Annotated in this window: 17 protein-coding genes; 3 read left to right on the top strand and 14 right to left on the bottom strand. The window is 65.2% G+C overall.

The features are described from left to right. Positions 1–190 precede the first annotated feature (190 nt). Positions 191–1,015 carry an alpha/beta hydrolase gene (locus DP939_RS00070; protein WP_113979424.1) on the top strand — a complete coding sequence of 275 codons (825 nt, stop codon included), beginning with the start codon at positions 191–193 and terminating at the stop codon, positions 1,013–1,015. Here the strand turns inward: DP939_RS00070 and DP939_RS00065 are convergent. Then, a complete protein-coding gene (locus DP939_RS00065) occupies positions 1,004–1,996 on the bottom strand; it encodes an XRE family transcriptional regulator (RefSeq protein ID WP_199564876.1) in 993 nt (330 codons plus the stop codon). The two genes, DP939_RS00070 and DP939_RS00065, sit on opposite strands and share 12 nt — an antisense overlap. Before the next feature lie 962 nt (positions 1,997–2,958). Here DP939_RS00065 and DP939_RS45235 point away from each other — a divergent pair. Both DP939_RS45235 and DP939_RS45230 read left to right on the top strand, forming a co-directional pair. Beyond that, the gene (locus DP939_RS45235; protein ID WP_147267785.1) at positions 2,959–3,336 is read left to right on the top strand and encodes an ATP-binding protein; all 378 of its coding nucleotides are present in this window, start codon (positions 2,959–2,961) and stop codon (positions 3,334–3,336) included. Positions 3,337–3,398: 62 nt separating this feature from the next. After that, a complete protein-coding gene (locus DP939_RS45230; RefSeq protein WP_147267784.1) occupies positions 3,399–4,067 on the top strand; it encodes a hypothetical protein in 669 nt (222 codons plus the stop codon). Between the two features lie 398 nt (positions 4,068–4,465). Here DP939_RS45230 and DP939_RS00060 read toward each other — a convergent pair whose 3' ends face one another. The 13 genes from DP939_RS00060 to DP939_RS00005 form a co-directional block, all read right to left on the bottom strand. Beyond that, positions 4,466–5,890, bottom strand: coding sequence for a VirB4 family type IV secretion system protein (locus tag DP939_RS00060; protein ID WP_113977362.1), 1,425 nt, complete (start codon positions 5,888–5,890; stop codon positions 4,466–4,468). Then, positions 5,887–6,735 (bottom strand): PrgI family protein, encoded by an 849-nt coding sequence (locus DP939_RS00055; protein ID WP_158578405.1) that lies wholly within the window; start codon positions 6,733–6,735, stop codon positions 5,887–5,889. Before DP939_RS00055 ends, DP939_RS00060 begins: the two co-directional genes overlap by 4 nt. Then, entirely contained in the window at positions 6,732–7,967 is a 1,236-nt protein-coding gene (locus DP939_RS45895; protein WP_158578404.1) for a hypothetical protein, read from the bottom strand. The genes DP939_RS00055 and DP939_RS45895 overlap by 4 nt, the downstream gene beginning before the upstream one ends. A gap of 5 nt (positions 7,968–7,972) precedes the next feature. Next, positions 7,973–8,905, bottom strand: coding sequence for a hypothetical protein (locus DP939_RS46670; RefSeq protein WP_199564875.1), 933 nt, complete (start codon positions 8,903–8,905; stop codon positions 7,973–7,975). 674 nt (positions 8,906–9,579) lie between these two features. Then, positions 9,580–9,933 (bottom strand): type I-E CRISPR-associated endoribonuclease Cas2e, encoded by a 354-nt coding sequence (gene cas2e / locus DP939_RS00045; protein WP_113977360.1) that lies wholly within the window; start codon positions 9,931–9,933, stop codon positions 9,580–9,582. Next, a complete protein-coding gene (gene cas1e / locus DP939_RS00040; RefSeq protein WP_113977358.1) occupies positions 9,930–10,895 on the bottom strand; it encodes a type I-E CRISPR-associated endonuclease Cas1e in 966 nt (321 codons plus the stop codon). The genes cas2e and cas1e overlap by 4 nt, the downstream gene beginning before the upstream one ends. Then, entirely contained in the window at positions 10,895–11,581 is a 687-nt protein-coding gene (gene cas6e, locus DP939_RS00035; RefSeq protein WP_113977356.1) for a type I-E CRISPR-associated protein Cas6/Cse3/CasE, read from the bottom strand. Before cas6e ends, cas1e begins: the two co-directional genes overlap by 1 nt. Then, the gene (cas5e, locus tag DP939_RS00030) at positions 11,572–12,291 is read right to left on the bottom strand and encodes a type I-E CRISPR-associated protein Cas5/CasD (protein ID WP_113977354.1); all 720 of its coding nucleotides are present in this window, start codon (positions 12,289–12,291) and stop codon (positions 11,572–11,574) included. The genes cas6e and cas5e overlap by 10 nt, the downstream gene beginning before the upstream one ends. Next, on the bottom strand, positions 12,288–13,478 hold the full coding sequence (gene cas7e / locus DP939_RS00025; protein WP_113977352.1) for a type I-E CRISPR-associated protein Cas7/Cse4/CasC: 1,191 nt from the start codon (positions 13,476–13,478) through the stop codon (positions 12,288–12,290). The genes cas5e and cas7e overlap by 4 nt, the downstream gene beginning before the upstream one ends. Beyond that, positions 13,478–14,122 carry a type I-E CRISPR-associated protein Cse2/CasB gene (gene casB / locus DP939_RS00020; RefSeq protein WP_113979421.1) on the bottom strand — a complete coding sequence of 215 codons (645 nt, stop codon included), beginning with the start codon at positions 14,120–14,122 and terminating at the stop codon, positions 13,478–13,480. The genes cas7e and casB overlap by 1 nt, the downstream gene beginning before the upstream one ends. Positions 14,123–14,142: 20 nt before the next feature. Continuing rightward, positions 14,143–15,816 carry a type I-E CRISPR-associated protein Cse1/CasA gene (casA, locus tag DP939_RS00015; RefSeq protein ID WP_113977350.1) on the bottom strand — a complete coding sequence of 558 codons (1,674 nt, stop codon included), beginning with the start codon at positions 15,814–15,816 and terminating at the stop codon, positions 14,143–14,145. After that, positions 15,806–16,789: a J domain-containing protein gene (locus DP939_RS00010; protein WP_158578403.1), complete on the bottom strand. Its 984-nt coding sequence runs from the start codon at positions 16,787–16,789 to the stop codon at positions 15,806–15,808. Before DP939_RS00010 ends, casA begins: the two co-directional genes overlap by 11 nt. Positions 16,790–16,813: 24 nt before the next feature. After that, the coding region (locus tag DP939_RS00005) for an integrase core domain-containing protein (protein ID WP_147267783.1) at positions 16,814–17,036 on the bottom strand (223 nt) is incomplete at its 5' end.

The following is a 17,036-nucleotide window of genomic DNA, read 5'->3' as shown; positions in this document are numbered from 1 at the left end:
GTGTCCCTGGCCTGGTTTCGCTTTTCGCCTGAAGATTCGCGTGAGATTCCGATCCATCAGAAAGGTTCTGAGGTTCTACAAGCAGCGTGGAACACGACTTCCGATGTGCCTGGCAGTTGCATCTTCTTGATCTCGTTATGGAGCACGGGACGTTCAGTGAGCCAGGCTCCTGCCGTATATGCTGCTGGCCATGAGCGTCAGCATCCGTGCCACCGCCTTCCGCTCCCTCGACGGGCTGAACCTGCGAGGCACGCTGGTTATGTCCACCCCGATTCGGGGCAACGCTACTGTGCTCGTACACGGTGGAGGGGTGAACCGTGAAGAAGGTGGGTTCTATGAGCGACTCGCAAACGGGCTCGCCGAAGCGGGGATTTCGTCATTGCGCTTCGACCTTCGCGGTCATGGTGAGAGTGAAGGAAGACAAGAAGATCTAACGCTCTCGGGCGTTACCAACGACATTCGGGCAGCCGTCGAGCATATACGAGCCGAAACCGGCAGTTCGCTCGTGAATCTCATCGGCGCAAGTTTCGGTGGTGGAATCACTGCGTTCTATGCTTCGCGGTATGCGAACACCGTGGGGCGGCTGATCCTCTTCAATCCATTGCTGAACTACAAGAAGCGCTTCGTCGAAGATAAGCCTTATTGGCGCAACGATCACATTGATGAGGCGGCCGGTCGGGAATTGGCGACACAAAGCTTCGTCTCACATTCTCCAACGTTCAAGCTGGGTCGCCCACTGCTTAATGAAGTGTTCTATCTTCAGCCCCATCGGGAGCTGAGGGGGATCATTTCACCGACCCTCGTAATTCACGGTACAGGCGACACGTTCATTCCCGTGCAGTCCTCGCGAGATGCGGTGTCTCAGTTTGGTGGAGAGACGAAGCTCATTGAGATCGACGGCGCACAGCATGGCTTTGCCATGCACGATGATCCTCAGTATCGGCACCCGAGATCGCAGGAGTGGCAAGCTTACGTGATTCGCACCGTCGCCGAGTGGCTTCAGCTACGTAAGTAGGGCGCTCACCAGCTTTCGTACTTGCGTCCGGCTCTGCCACGGCCGTAGCAGCTCGACTAGCCGTAGCACTTCTCGGTGTGTTCGAGCGGAACTCGACTCCTTCGCGAGGGCCAACGCATCCAATCCGGCACCCGCCGCCTGGTCAGGAGCTTGAGCGTTCGCGAGCGCCGCGCCCTTGAGTGAGAGGAAATATCCATAGTCACGCCTGGAGAATGCGCGGGGCGAAAGCCATTCATCGTACAGTTCCAACGCTCTGGCAGGCTGCTGAGCCTCGCTGTAGCAGATCGCGCATTGGAGACTAAATAGCGCTTCGTCATAGTGGGCTGCGATGCCCTGAGTTTCGTGATCCTCGATCAGTAATTCGCGCGCTTCGGCCAATTTCAATTCGATCGCCGCTAGATCGCCGTTCAGCATTGCATACCCTCGCGCTTCCTGCTGGAGCGCTTCGGCTTTCACCCGGAGCGGCAAGCACCAAGGGCCATCCTTTGTGGCTTCAGCGAGCGTCAACATCAATAGGGAGTCGCGTTCGTCCCATGCTGCCTGACTCTTCTTGAGTAGGACATAGCCTTGCATTGGGTAATCGCCTGCGGCTTGTGCGAACTCCATGGCACGATCACGCCAGTAATGCGCCATCTCAGTCATTGCGATATCGCGGTACAACCATCCCGCGAACTCGGCGGCCTGCGCCGCCAGTTGCAGCAGGGTACGGCGGACTGCCGGTTTAGAGTCCCGGGCCATTTGCTCGATCGCGCCTATCAATCCCAGCGTGATCGGGATGTTCTTCTTTGGCCCATAATCCCCGTCTTTGGCTGCGCAATCAGCGAGTTGGGTTCGGAAGTAGCCGACTATTTCTTGGTCGCTGTAGCGTCGGGCGTCATCAAGCGCGGAGACGATATGTTTGAGTTCATCGAGGCCAATCGCAGGTAGCGTGACAGCGGTGATCCCGCGTTTGAGGAATGTTCGCCGGAGTAATTCGTTCATCTCGGCGTCCGGGTACCCGTCCGCTGTGCTGGCCGAAATAATGTGCTGTCCGTGAGCATTGCCTATTTCCTCCTCTGGCAGAGTGAACCAGAGTAGGTTAGCCGGAATCTTAAGCTTATGTGCCCATTGAATACATCTGTCCAAATCCTGGACGGGTGGCCCACCTTCTATACGGCTTAGCTGCGATTGCGTCAAATACAACCATCCTGCTGCTGTGGTCTGTGCGATGACTTTGCTATGGAAGCTATGCGTCCGGTAGGCGCGAACGACCTTGCCCATGTGCCGGGCTGAGAGAGCGGCACGCATGGGTGCAGCGTCCCAGAATGATGGGGGCACATCCGGCGGCGCGAGCAAGGCATCCCGGCTCCTGGATTGGCAGGCCGCGCACAGCGACGCGACGTTGTCGCGTGCGAGCCGTGTCCCGCACTGGGCGCAATCTCGGGTGGGGGCAAAAGCGTCCATAGTTGACCTTCGGACTGACGTTGGCGAGCCGCGTGAGGCCAGTCTACCGACGCTACCCGCCCGGGCTCGCGCCGTTATGCACATGCTGCATAGCTGCTAGGCCGACAACGCATGAGCGGCGCATTGGCCGTCATTGATGCTGAGGTCATGCCTGCCGACGCCTACCCGAATGAGTTGCCCTCACGGAGCGACGCCGTCTTACCGCCTCACACTTACATAGTCGACCTATGTAGTGACAAAGTCGAGTGCTCGCACTTCTGTCCAGCTCCGGCCCAGTTGACTATTTCTTCTGGAGAGAAGCAACTGACTTCGTGTTGCATGCAGCATTGGCAGCCTCTACGTGAAGTGCTGGAGAGCCGAGGACATCGGATTCAGTACTCGGGAAAGGTCCTTCGCCTTCTGGGGATCGAGGCAGATAGTTCGTGATCAACCGTCGCCACTACATCCAGCTCGCTATACACCCCATTGCCCCTTCCTTCGCGCGTTCCCATATTGATCGAGTGCTTAGGGGTATCGAGCGCGAAGAGCTGACGGCGCCCACTCAACTGATCGCATCGGAACTCGTAACGGGCGCAATTAAGGCAAGCGGGCTGCGGACGCCGACATATGAGGAAATCGAGCAATTCGGCATGTACGCCGGAGTCGAGGACTTCACGACTATCTGGCTTGGAATCTACCCCATTTCAGATGGGATAGTGCTGGAGGTCTGGGACCTAAGTCGTAATCCCCCGATTCTCGCAGCGCTCGACATTGGCGATCACTGCGGACAGGGCGTTTTTCTTGTCGATCTAATCTCAGAGTGTTGGGGCTATCACCGGCCGAAGACGGGCGGGAAGGTCGTATGGGCCAAGCTGAACAGAGAGGCGGCTGGTCAGTGAATGGCGATATCGCTAGCCAGGCGGCGGTAACGCCACTGCGCCACGGGTACACGGTTCACGATTTGGAACGGCTCGCCTGGCGCGTCGCGATATGGCGCTCCCGGTTCACGAATCGCGCGATCTGCTCTTACGACAAGTACGAGATTGCTTGGTCGGCCATCGCCGAAGAACTGTACGCGCGTGACGACGACGACGCCCCAAGCGAATGGGATTTGCTTGACTCCGGGGAGCGGGCGATCCATCGGCATGTCATGGATGAATGGCGCACACACGGGCGAAGCGACCGCGCAGATAGAGGGCAGAACGGGCGCATTGCTCGGTTCTATGCCTACTGGGAGACGACAGTCCAGTACACCACCTCTCCCGAGAGGGAGATAATCGAGAGCGTAGCTCTGGCGCAGATCTGGCGACGTCTCAGTAAGCGCAATAAGGAAGTACTGGCAGCACTCGCGATATACGACACGTATGAGGCGGCTGCAAAGGCGCTGGGAGTCTCTCGGAACTCTATATCTACGATGGTATGGGTAGCCCGTCAGCAGTTCTTCCGCTTCTGGCATGAGCATGAGATGCCCTCCAAGTTCTGGGGAAGAGACACAAAGATCGACCCAGAGGGCAGGCGCGCCGGTGAAATGAAGCACAGCCGCGCTGTACGATCGCTGAGACGCCGTGCGAAACGGCGCAAGGGTCGGCATGCCAATGGCAAGGATGGCCACGAGCCGGAAGGCGAATGAAGCCCCTTGCAAATGAGGGCCACTATGATTCTTGGCTACCTGCGCATATTCCGCTAGGTAAATGCATCTCTCGGCGTAGTTTCCAGAGAGCGCGCTGTGTGCGTGACCGTTCCTGATCGTCGGCGTTCACGGCTCTCGCGCGGTTGCGGGGGTGGGACCGGCGGATGTCCTCGGGACGACCGTGCGGGAGATCACTCTGCGTGATTGTCTACGTCTTTGTCTCATCTCACGTCTCTCGCCTATGCGCGCAGGCGCGCGCGGGGGGTGAGACATTGAGACGATCACGGAGAGTGAGTTGGCGGCGGGAGGTGGCACGCGAGCGTGATCGTTCACCACCAAGCGATAGATCATCTTTTCAACGATGCGGTGAAGCGAATCCTTTGGTAGATCTGTGCAGGTCAGACGCCATCTTGGGTATGTGGTAGAAGATTGGCAGTTTTGGCCATGCGGAGCAGGAACTTGGCGCCTTCCGAGTCCTTCATGAGCAGCCACGCCTCATCGACCACGACCAGCCTCGGGCGGCGGGCATCGGGGTTGGAGACGCGTCGCCAGACGGCGTCCAGGGTGAGGAGGGTGCCGACGGCCTTCAGTTCCTCGGGCAGGTCGCGGAGTGAGAAGACGATCAGGTGCGAGTCGGGGCGGGTCGTGGTGTGCCCGTCGAAGAGGCGGCGGTGGGTGCCGGTGACGTACGGGGCCAGACCGGCGGCGAGGTTTCGTGCGTCAGGGTCTTCGGCGAGGGCGTCGGCGAGATCGCGTAGCAGTGGCGGGCGTCTGGACCAGGTGTTCTCGTCGGCGGTGATCCCGGCCTTGCGGTAGGCGGCCAGGATGGCGCGGTCGAGCGCCGCTTTGCGTACGTTGTCCATCCGCTCGCCGAGCAGGACCGCCACCAGCGTGTGCAGGAACAGCGCGCGCCGGGTGAGCGGGTCTTCTTCCTGCGTGCCGGGCGGTGGCAGATCGAACGGGTTGAGCCGTACGTCGGCCGCGCCCATCCGGATGTGCGCGCCGCCGACGGCTTCGCACAGCCGGCCGTACTCGTCTTCTGGGTCGATGACCGCGACCTCGACGCCGGTGTAGAGCGAGCGCAGCGCCTCCAGCTTGGCCAGGTAGCTCTTGCCGCTGCCCAACCGGGCCAGGATCACCGAGTTGTGGTTGTCCTGCGCGAACCGGTCCCAGGTCACCAGGGAGGCGGAGGACAGGTTCGCGCCGTACAGGACGGCGGTGGGGCCGAGGTCGGTCGTCAGGTCCGGTGAGGTGAACGGGAAGGCGGCGGCCAGCGCGGAGGTGTCGAAACTGCGCCGCATGCCCAGGTTGTCGTAGCCGAACGGCAGCGTGCTGATCCAGCCCTGGAGGTGGCGGAAGGTCACCGGGCGGGCGTCGAGCAGCAGGGAGGCGGCCAGCGCGCGTACCTCGGCGCAGGTTTCGGCGAGCTCGGCGGGGTCGGTGGCGTGGACGGTGAGGTAGATGGCGGTACGGAACAGCTTGGCCTGGCCGCGGGCCACGCGGGAGGCCAGGTCGTGGGCGTCCTCAGCGGCGGCTTCTGCACTGGGGTCGAGCAGTCTGCCGTGTTCGTGGTCGATACGGAGGGTCGATTCCAGGCGTGCGAGCCGTTTGCGGAGCCGGTCGGCGGCGACGAGGGAGGGAATCGGCTCGATGTGGAGGGTGACGTCGAGCCGTCCGGGGTGGGTGAGCAGGGGTTCCAGCCAGCCGGGGCCGACGTCGCGGGGGTAGCCGGCGATGGCGAGCGTGGTACACACGTTGTCCAGTACCTCGATGTGGCGGGGACGTACGGTGACCAGGTCCGGGCCGATGCGGGGCTTCGTCATCGCGCACCACCGGGCCATTCGGTGTCGAAGCAGGTGGCCACGGCGTGGCGGTCGAGCAGCCGTACGTCCAGGCCGCAGGCGCTCAGCACTCGCGCGGCCTCCTCTATGCGGCGCAGCGCCCGCCCCGCGCTCTGCTCGCGGACGACCAGCAGGACTCGGCGGCGAAGCAGTTCGTGGCGGTCGGCCAGGTCGGTGAGGAAGGCGGCGTGTTGCTGTGCCGCCGTGGTGAGGGCCGGGTGGGGCAGGTCGCGTGCCTGGTCGAGCAGCGCATCGATCGTGGGCGTCAGGTCGGCGCGCTCGGCGCGTACCAGGATCTGTACCGGTCCGGACAGCGAGTTGAGCCAGCGCGCGAAGACGGCGACGAGTTCGTCCTGCTCGTCGGGGGTGCGCAAGGCGAAGCTGACGGTGGAGACCTCCGCGACCGCGGCGACGCCGTCCCGGTCGCCGAGGTCGATCAAGCCATCCTCGGTAACCCCTCGTGCGGGCAGCCGCAGGGGTCCGGCGCGGGGACCTTTTCGGGCGGCGATCCATGCGGCGGGGGCTGGTATTTCGCCGGGTTCGGGGATCAGGTGCTTGCGGCTGGTGACGTGGTGCAGCGCGGCGAGCGCGTACCGGTCCAGGCCGACACCGTCACGAGTACCGAAGGCGAGCAGCACACCGGCCACCACGATGGGCAGCGCAAGCGCGGCGGCGAGCGGGAGCCGTTCCCCGAAGGCCGCGTACTCGCCGTAGAGCAGGACTGCCGTTACCGCGAGGATCACGGTCTGACGTGCGGTCAGTCCCCATACGATCTTGTCGGGCTGGTCGATGTCCGCGGGAATCCGGACGATTCCGTCAGTGGTCACTTGCGGTCTCCTTGCGAGGGCTTGCGGGTACGGTCGGTGATCGACGTGTTGGGCGTCGGGCGTCGGCTGCGATGGCGGAGTTCGCGCAACTGGCCCAGCCCGGCGGGACCGTTGGCGTAGAGGGTGTCGCGCGGATAGCCAAGGTTGGTCGCGGCGATCGGCGCCTGCTTGCTCGGCCCTTCGCGCACCGCGGCAGCCGCCGTTGCCGTTGTGGCAGGGCCCGTTGCCGCCGTTGCCGCGCGTGCGGCGACCGCCCGCGATCTGGCCGGTACCGCAGCCCGCCCACCGCGCCCAATGTGCAGCGCATGCAGCACCGGACTCGCCAGCTTGTACGCGATGGCCATCTTGACGACCCGCCCGACCAACGTGCTGCGGCGACGCCCCGGCCGTATGAACATCACCCGCGCGATCCATGACGGAATCCGCACCAAGATCAGCAGCAGCACAATGGCGAGCAGGAAGCCGTACAACTGGCCGAACACCGAGAGCCCGACCACTTCCCGCCCGTCCTGATTGAGGAAGATCCGCACCGAGGCCGCCAGCGTGAGCGACTGGCACACCTGGATGAGCAGCAGCCCGCCGAAGATCCGCCACCACATGCGGGCGACCCCGTCGATCTGCGGAAGCGCATGACAGGCCAGCGCCAGCGGTGCTGCGATCACCAGCAACGCGGTCAGCGCCACCCGCACCACGAACGTCATCAGCAGCAGCACAAGCAGGATCACGACGACGATCGCCAGAACGGTGTAGAACAGATCCGGCGCGGCCGACACCACGACCATCCCGCGCAGGGCCCGCGCCGCCCGGGCCGGGTCGAAGTCCTGCCCGAGGAGCGCCTGGGACAGACCGTTGGCCACCTCGATCGCCTTGGCGGCCAGCAGGAAACTGGTGTTGGCGGCCAGGAAGGCGATCACCAGCCGGGGCAGGATCTCCTTCATCGCGTACCGCGTCTGGAAGGACTGGTGGCCCATCACCAGGATCCCGCCGGCCACGATGAGCACGACGTACCCGCTGTTGGCGATCACCGCGTTGGCCTTCCACAGGTCCCACAGCCGCGGCAGGCGATCCACCGGCGGCGTGGTCAGCAACGAGACCGACAGCACATCGAGCAACGGCGTGACCGCGGACGCGACCAGATCGGCGAACCACGCGGTGATCTGGTCCCCGATCCACCCGCCCAGCCCTGTCCCGCCTGTCGCCGGTGGCAGTGCCGGTGCGGGCACCGGCTCCACCGGAGTCACCCGCCCACGACGTGCCGGAGCACGTTCATGAACAGCGGCGCCAAAACCGCCAGCGAATACCCGAACGCCGCCGCCTTGAGCGCGGCCTTGCCCTTCTGCACCTCCCCCGGATCACCCCCGGCGACCAGGTACCGCACCCCGCCGATCGTCAGCATTAACGTCGCCAGCGCGGCCAGCAGCCCGGTCAGCCAGTTCCGCAGGTTCGTGAACACCCTGGTCAGCTCAGCGGTCCCGGCCGGCGGCTTCGGCTGCCACCGCGGCAACGCCACTGCCGCGGCCTCTGCCACAGCGGCAATGGCGGTACCGGCGAGCAGTACGGCAGCGACTCCGACCACGAGCGCGCAGCCGCGCAAGCGCCGTCGATGCCGCAGAGTGTGATTCCGCGCGGGACCGGTGCGAACGCCCCGATCTCCTTTCTCTCGGATGTGAATGGGCTGCGGATCTGAGGAAACCCGGCCCCGCGCGGAAGCTGTGGAAACCCGCTCGCCTGCCGTACGAGCGGCGTCATACAAGAACGCCACCAGATCCGGCCGCCGAGGATCAACGGTCCGAAGCGCCTCACTGAACCCGGCCAGCACCTTGCCCTCGACACCGGCCCGGCCCGCTGCCGCCCGACTGTCGGCGGCAATGCCGCGGAGCAGAGGTACGGCCACCCCTGCCGCCGCGACGGCCCACCGCGGCTCGCCTCCCTGGACTCGTATCGCCAGTTCGCGCCACACGAGGCGCGTGGTGGCCGTGCTCACCGAGCGAGTGGCAAGCAGATGGCGCAATTCCTTGAGTGGTACCTGCCGCTGTGGCAGTTCGGGGCTGAGCGCGGCACCATCAACGGCAAGACTGCCGCCACCGGCTGCCACCAGCCGAAACAGGTGCTCCGCCAGGTCCAACGGCGAGGATCCACCACCGCCGCCGTCCATCAGTTCGTTGGCCATCAGATCGCTCCAGGCGAGAAGTTCCGCTATCTCGCCACCGGTCTACGACCCGCCTCTGGCAACCCTCCGGCAACACTAAGAGTTGATCTTGAGCAGATGGAGACGACCGAAGATGACCTTGTTCAGCCCTAACCATTCGCCGACGGCCTGAGCGGCGATCAAGGGATATTGAACTGCCCGAGCACCACCCGCTGTCGGCCCCTTTCGCGATCACTTAGCTGTCGCTACCGCGCCTGCTGCCACGCCGCCGCCCTACTGGAGTTCCCCTCGCAGACACGAAGAACACACGAATGTCACCGGCCGCAGAGGCGCCGAGTACCAGTCACAGAGCCCGCCCCCCGCGTGCGCGAGGAGCACGCAGCGACGCGGGTAGCGGTGGCCATGGAGACGGGGCCATCCCCGCGTGCGCGGGGAGCACTGGGGGTGGCTGAACCTACCCCAGTGGTGGTGGGGACCATCCCCGCGTGCGCGGGGAGCACGGGTGGCCACCGTGGTGGACCTGGTGGAGGCGGGGACCATCCCCGCGTGCGCGGGGAGCACACTCGACGACCTGCGGGTTTGTACGGCCCGAGCGCGGTTTTCGAGCACTTTCATTGATTCGGACAATTCGCCCATAGGTGTATGCGGCCTCTCCGCTTATGATCCACACCGCGCCACTCGAACATCAGCGCCGCTCAGCGTTGCCGATACCGGCGCCGTTTGGAAGCGTTGCTCCAGCCGCTGGGAGGCGGCGGCACTGACGCGACCGCCGGGGTTTCCTTCGGGCGGCGGATCAGGATGAGGCCCTCGTGGTCGATGGGCTGCCACTTGTGGTCGTGGGTCTCGAAGGTGAAACCCTGCTCGTTGTTGGTGGTGTAGGCGAGCAAGGCCCGGCCGGTGTCGGCGTACTGCCGGACCTCCGCCCACAGCGCTTCTCGGATCCGGGCCGACGGACCGCCGATGAAGACTCCTGGAGAAATCTCCATCAACCAGCGGGTCAGGAACCCACGCAGGCCAGAGGGGCAGCGAGTGAGGACGACGATTGTCACCAGTCCACCTCGTAGATGCGGCCATCGTCATAGTTGTGGCCGGATTCCACCTCAAGCCCGTGATCACTCTGAAGCATGACCCGGTCGCTGCCGTCTTCAGTGGGATCTCCGTCGGTCTCATCGGACAAGATGAGGCGCTTGATGTCGTCAACACAACGCTTGAGAAGGCCGACGTTGTTGACGTGGTCACGGATCGCGCGGCGGGTGCGGGAGCCTACGTCATCGGGACTTTCAGCGGCCACGTCGAAGGCGATGGGCAGAGCAATCTCGGTCTTGTAGAGGTCGGCGATGTCCAGTACGAAGGCCAGTTCGTGGCCGGAGTGGATGAATCCGAGGCCGGGGGTGCATCCCAAAGCATTGACCGTGGTCTGGGCGATGCCGTACATGCACTGAGCCGCCGCGGTCACGGCCTGGTTAGCCGGATCGCCGGAGGCGAAGTCGCCGTGGTGGTAGACACGGCCGTTCCAGGTGAGGCCGACGCGGTCCGCCTGTGCGCGGTAGCAGTCCTTGACCCGGCGGCCTTCGCGGCCGAGGAGTTCATGGCGAGTGAGCCCAGCGGGATCTTCGCCGGGGAAACGCATGCGGTACATCTCGCGGGCGACCTCCAGCCGCGTACGGCGGTTGGCCCACTTTACGGCCTGCGCCTCCACCATCGCAGAGGAGCGGTTGAGCGATCGCCCTCCAGAGTAGAACCGCACACCTCGCTCCCCCACCCACACCACCCCGGCTCCGCTGTCGCCCAGCACGCTCATCGCCTGGTGAGTAACGCGCGTGCCAGGGCCGAGCAGCAAGGTGCCAATCGTGGCGGAGGGGATGTGGGTGACGCCGTTTGCGTCTTCGGCGGTGATGGCATTGTCCTCCCGGTGCAGGATGCACCGTTCCAGGTAGACGAAGGAGATCCGGTCGCCCATCCGGGTGAGTTCACGCGGTGAGGAGGCGCCGCGCTGCCCGACGGTGGCCATCACGCCTCTGCCAGCGTCATCAGGCCGCAGCCGTACGCCTTGGCTTTGCCCAGCCCGCAAACGAGGGTACGGCGCAGCGCGTCGGGGTCAGTGACCTCAAGCCTCCCGTCGAAGGTGACGGTGACCAGCGTGACCTTGGATCGGTGCCCCTTTTTGGCAAAGGCAAGTTGACGCCGGTCGCGGACCACCAGCTCGTGCTCGTCATCAGGGGCCAGGCGCTGTTCCGGAGCCTTGTCCACTACCTTGAACCCGGCGTTCATCTGGTGCTTGAGCAGCCAGTCACGCTGGTGGCGCCACCCCACATGGGCAGTACGTTTGGTGGGCTCGGTGTCGTCACGGCGTGCGTAGTGGATCGGATTGACGGTGAGACGAAACGCCCACCGATCACCGGCCGTCAGCCGGCCCAGGAACGGCCCATAGTCGTAGGTCTCCCAGCGGCCGGTTTCCGGCCAGCCCGCCTGCTCGACCAGGTGGGTGAGGTCAGGCTTGGCCGGGCTGACCAGGTACAGGTAGGTCTCGGCCCTGCTATTGCGGTCGATACGCCAGAGCACACGCGCTCCCCCAGGGTCCGGCACGGGGATCTCGGCGAAGGACGACATGACGGCGGCATGCAACATCTGCGGCGAGGACAGCAGCCGGCGGGCGCCGACCCGGGCGGTGTTGAAACGGAACCGGGTCAGGTGCATGACGGTTCTCCCAGCAGGGACGTCGGGTCGTGGTCGGGTACGGTGGTCGGGCCGTCGGCGGGTTCGGGCGGCGGAGGGATTCGGCTTCTGAGTACCCTGCGCAGGGCGTACCGGCGGTGCAATGGGTCGAAGCTGAGTGGCTGGTCGCGCACGGTTTCGACCGGCCCGTCCACGGCGGTGGCCTCGACGAGGATCTCCAGCGTCTGCGGGCGCTGCCGCCGCCGGTACCAGCGAGCAGCCTGCCAAGGCTCGTACTTGAGCACGTCATCGAGGCTGCGTTCATGGTGGACACCGAGTTCCAAAGGCCGGGCCGGAGGGCAGGAGCGGCGTCCAAGGTAGGGCAGGAAGACTGGTTCGCGGATCGCCTGGTGCAGGCGCTCGATCAGATCCCGGTCTCCTTCCAGGGCCGCGACGAAAACGGCGTCGGCCAGGTAGTACCGCTCCGACACCGGCATGGCCTCGCCGGTGGTGAACCGGTGTGCGGTGTGGAAGTCGCGCAGCGGGGTGCCGGGCTGGTCGATGCGCACGCCGAACCGCAACGCGGCCAGATCATCCGGCGTGTGTGTACGGGGGCGGCCCAGCGCGGCGGCCACCAGCCCGATCATGGCGCTTTTGGTCGGCGCGTCTTCGGTGGTGCGCCGGGCGAACCGTGAGGAGGCCCCCCACGATTGCAGAGGGCCGGCGAGTTGCATCACCAAGACGCTGGTCATGCGCCGTCCTGCCGCTGGGCGACCTCCGCGCCGATCTCGGTGATCAGTTGCTGAAGAGTCCGCTGCTCCCCGAGCGGGGCCAGCGCTTCGGTGTTCTTCCCGACACGAAGGATCCAGGTCGGGACCTCCTGCCGCAGGCCGTACGCCTCTTCGATCTCGGGGATGTAATCCGCCAGCACCGCACACGCCTGCCGCATGTGCCCACCGATCCCAGGGTCGGTACGGCAGGGCTCCTCGAAGGCACCGACGAAACTGACCGGCCGGGTGGACCGTATCTTGATCACTACGGCCTCCGGCAATGTGTGGTTACCGAAGGTGTTGATCTTCCCGGTGGGAAGCGAGGTCAGGAAACACTCGACGAATGTCTCGGCGGCTCGCCGTACCGGCTGGGTGAGCGGCTCGTCGTCGCGCAGGCCCTTGCCCAGGTTCCGGCGCAGCAGGTCCACGTCGACGGCGGCGTAGCGGTACAGCGTGGCGGAGTTGAACTCGACCGTGCCGATCATCCCGGCGCCCAGGTCGTCGGTCTCGCGGTTCTTGTAGTCGTCGACCGCGGTGTAGTAATCGGACTCGTTGTCCACCCGATGAACGCTGATGGCATGGGCGACCTGGGCGGCGGCGTCGACGTTGATGTCGGCTCCGTCGGCGACCATGCGGCCGAACAGGGCGATGTCGACCGAGTGCCTGCTGTTGGCGAGCCGCTTGGCCAGGTCCTTGACGCCCTTGTCCTTGAAGTGGTCCGCGCCGACGCCGTGCGCCTTGACGGCGAGTTCGGCCAGCCCATCGAGTTGATGGGCACTGAGGAACATCAGGTACTTCGATTCGGGGGCGGGCGGCGGGCCCTGCTTGTCCTTGGCCGCGCGCTTGGGGGTTTCGATCTTGGAGCCGGTGGCGGTCTGGATCGTCTCGGCGGCCAGGGCCCATGCCTGAGCCTGCTCGATCGACCCGTCCAGCCGTACGATCCGCTCGGCCAGGAGCTCGGCGACCTTGCGAGTGCGGACACCCAGCTCGCCCGGGTCCAGCACATCGTGGAAGCTACGCCGGGTGGCCCGCTTCCACGCTTGGCTGGAGACGCGGGCCCGACGGACGCCACCGTAGACGGCGCTCTTCGGCGTGCCGGTGTCGTCCCGGTTCAGACAGCTCGGCGGGACTGTCTGCAAAGCATGGACTTCGAGGATCGTACGGGTCATCACACGTCCTTCTCGGGCTGATCGGGCTTCTCCGGCTTATCGGAATTGGGGGGCCGGTAGGCGTGGAAGCTGCGGCCCCACCGCTGGCGTACGGCTCGCATGCCGTCGGGGAACTGGGCCTGGTAGAGCTGGCCGGCCAAAAGCGCGTAGTCGAGCGGGATAGAGTCGCGACGCAGCAGGGAGATGAGGTCACGGAGCCTGTCAGCGAGCACGTCGAGAGTGTCGGAGGTCCCTATCCGGACGAACTTGCGGCGGATCGCCTCATCGATCGCGTCGCGCGGCATCAACCGGCGGATCGCAGCACCGAACTCAGCGTCCCGGCGCCTTCGGTGCATTCGCTCGCGAAGGTGGGACTGCTGGTGCGATGCGTAAAGCGTCACCGCCAAGAAATGAGCGGCCTCGACCCTTTCCTGCTCCCACTCGGGAATCTCGTCCTCTGTGAACAGGGCCTCGGTGCCGGTGACCCCCCACAACTCCGGCACGTCCGCCGGAACCTTGCCCGCGCCCCGCCGAAGCTGCGCAAGCGTCGCGACCGCGGCAGACTCGTCTTCGAGGTAGCCGCGTTGCAAGTCGGCGACGTAATCTCCAGTGATCTCGCCGATCACTTCGGCGACCGGCCGACGGCCGGTGGTTGATGTCGTCATGGCAGTGCCCTCCACATGGCTCACTCGCTGTCGCCTGTCGGCTCAGGCGCCGACCCACCGCCCTTTCCCGCCGCCGGCAGGGCTTCGCGCAGGAGGTCGCCGAACTTCAGATCGGCTCCGGCGGCGTTCAGCCACTCCTTCTTCCCGTTGTGGGTGTCGATGACGCGGCCCTCCCATGCCGCGGTACCGGTCGCTCGCACCAGGTCTGTCCCGAGACGGCTGATGACCTGGTGTGCGAGGATCTGCCACGCCCCTCGCCGCTCCAGGGCGTCATCGTCTCGTTTGAGCTTGGCGAGCCATTCGCGAAAAGGCCCGTCCAGCGCGGCGAAGCCTCTGTAGCGTGCGGCGTCCTTGGGCGGCTCCGGGTCTGCGCCGCTCGCGCGGGCCAGATCGGCCGCCAGATATCCAAGCAGGGTCACCGCGTCTTCGGCGTCGTTGACGGCATCGATGGCTGTCTGCGCCAGTGCGGCGTTGTCCTGGTGCAGCAGCACCACAGGCATCCTCACGGCATCATCGATGATCTCGTCGATAACAGATTGCTGCGTACCGTAAACCGCGCCGACCAGCCGAGGGCGGATCATGAAGTCGTGCGGCAGGTCCGCTTCGACAGTCAGGCGTGCCACCCAGTCCAAGATGCCGGGCCGCAAGCTCTGCGCCGCCTCACCCTGCTGCCGGCTCCCTCGCGTACGTCCGGCGACCAACGATCCCAGCCCACGCCACGCGCTCCGGCTCGGATCGTGCTCACGCGGCATGTACACCAGGGCTTTGCCAAGCTTCTTCTCCTGCGCCTGGCTGCGCCGCCAACCCGTCATCGGCTCGCGCTGGTGCTTGTTGTGGGCGGGCAGCGCGTCGCCATACGCGAGGACCACTCCGTACACACCCGTCGCGTCGAAGGCCAGGCGTACCCGCCGTGACTGCCAGGTATAGAGGTCGCGCACACCCGCCGGACGAGCCTCTCGCGGATCCAATTGCCGCGGTCCGGGGGATGGGTGCAGCCATGCCGGGGCATCACGGGCCAGGTCAACGCGAAGGTTGTCGGTATCGAAAGCCACCAGGTTGAGCAGCAGCGTCTCACCAAGATTCGCGCCTTCGGCGAAGACTCCGCCCAGGTTCCCCGCCCAGGCAACGCCTTGCGGGTATACCTTGCCGCCTTTGACCCGAGGGTCACCTTTCGCGCCGGTCTTGATGCCGGAGGTGTCGTAGGCATGGGCGTGGACCAACCAGCGCGCGGCTTCGGCGAAGCTCAGCCGGCCTGCACCAGAGGCTCGCATGGTGAAGAACGGCACCCCGTTGGGCACGTCGGCGACGATGCGGTCGAGAGAGGACACCTCTCCGTTCACCGCGCACAGTCCGGCGGTCTGGAGGAACGGCCGGCTCTGATGCAACAGGTCGAACCGATCACGGTTGTCGTCGAGGTAGTTGTCGATCCTGGCGGTCGGGAGCCCGTTGTCCCAGAGCTCCTGCCATTCCTCGACATCCGCCGGCCCGTCGATCGCGTCGTGCAGAATCGCCAGTAGCAGCCGCAACAGGGCGAACTCCTGGGTGGGGACCTCGCCCACCAGCCGCCGCAAGCCGGCAGCCTGGCCGAAGACCTCCCGCAGGGACACCTCGTCCCCGGTGCCGTCCTCGCGCAACACCGGCAGCCACGCGCTGTCGGCCAGGTCGAAGGACGGTGTGGCCGGTTCACTCGCCATGAGTCACCTTCAGCCCGTCGTGGGGGGTGTAATGCAGGTCGTAGCCTGCCAGGCGGGTCTGACAATTCTCATCGAGTACCAAGATCAGTTCTCCGGCGAGCCAGTGGCTCTCCTTGGACTGCCACGCCTCGATGTATTCGGTCTCCAACTCTTGGATGGCGCGGTCCATGATCTTGGGAATCGAGAAGACGAACGGTAGCCGCAGGCCACAGGCGGCGACGATACGCGCCGGCCGGGGCTCAGGCGTCGAGTCGGCCGGAAGTTCCAGTCCGCCGCGCCCCTGGGTCAGGTGCGGCATCGTGATCAGTGTCCCGTCGGCCCGCCGCTGGACGACCAGTACTTCAAGTGACTCCATGCCGTCGCGGACTTGAGCCCGGCCCCTGCGGGTGTCGTCGGCGTCGCCCACCCCGGCGTCCACCCAGCCGATCACGGCGCGGCCTTCCTTGCCGACTTCGTTGACCTGAAAGCCCAGCGCATCGTTGATCTGCTTCTGCTGATGTAGCTCGTGGATTGCTCGGGCCCGGTCCATGGCCTGCTGCCACTCCTGGGGGCCAACGGGGTCGGCGCCATAGGCTTGCTGGACGAGAGGACTGATATCGGCGGGTAGGCGCACCACATGCCCTGTCTCAGCCGTCCCCGCCAGATACGGTTCCAGCACGGCGGCCGACCGCAGCAGGGTGTGAATCCGGTACACCCGTTTGGAACCCGTTACCGGCTCGACGGGGGCAGCGTTCCAGTCGGCTCCGGTCAACAGGCAGCGTGCCGTGCGAACTCCTGCCGGTCGTTCCGGGCGCTGATGGCGATGCAATCGCCCCATCCGCTGCAAGAGAAGGTCGATCGGGCACAGGTCGGATACCAGGAGATCGAAGTCGATGTCCAGAGACTGCTCGGCGACCTGGCTGGCCACCACAATGTGCGCGCGCGTTGGGCGTCGGTCGCCGCTCTTGCCTGGTGGCCCGAAGAGCGTCAGCATGGACCGCCCCGGCGAAATTGGAGGCTAGATCGCTTGGTTCTCGGCCGCCAGGTCAGTGCCGGCGGTCGATCGGTGGAACGTCTCCTCATACTCGACCGGAGGGACGTTCCCACAGTAAGAATGTAGCCGTTCAGAATTGTACCAGGCAACCCATTCCATCGTGGCGATAGTCACGTCCATGACGCCTTTCCAGCCGCCGTAGAAGTCGATGAGCTCCTTCTTGTAGAGACTGTTCATGGACTCGGCC

Source organism: Spongiactinospora rosea (assembly GCF_003315795.1).
Classification (GTDB): domain Bacteria; phylum Actinomycetota; class Actinomycetes; order Streptosporangiales; family Streptosporangiaceae; genus Spongiactinospora; species Spongiactinospora rosea.
The sequence above is the reverse complement of the archived record's forward strand: the minus strand, read 5'-3'. Positions and strand labels throughout refer to the sequence as shown.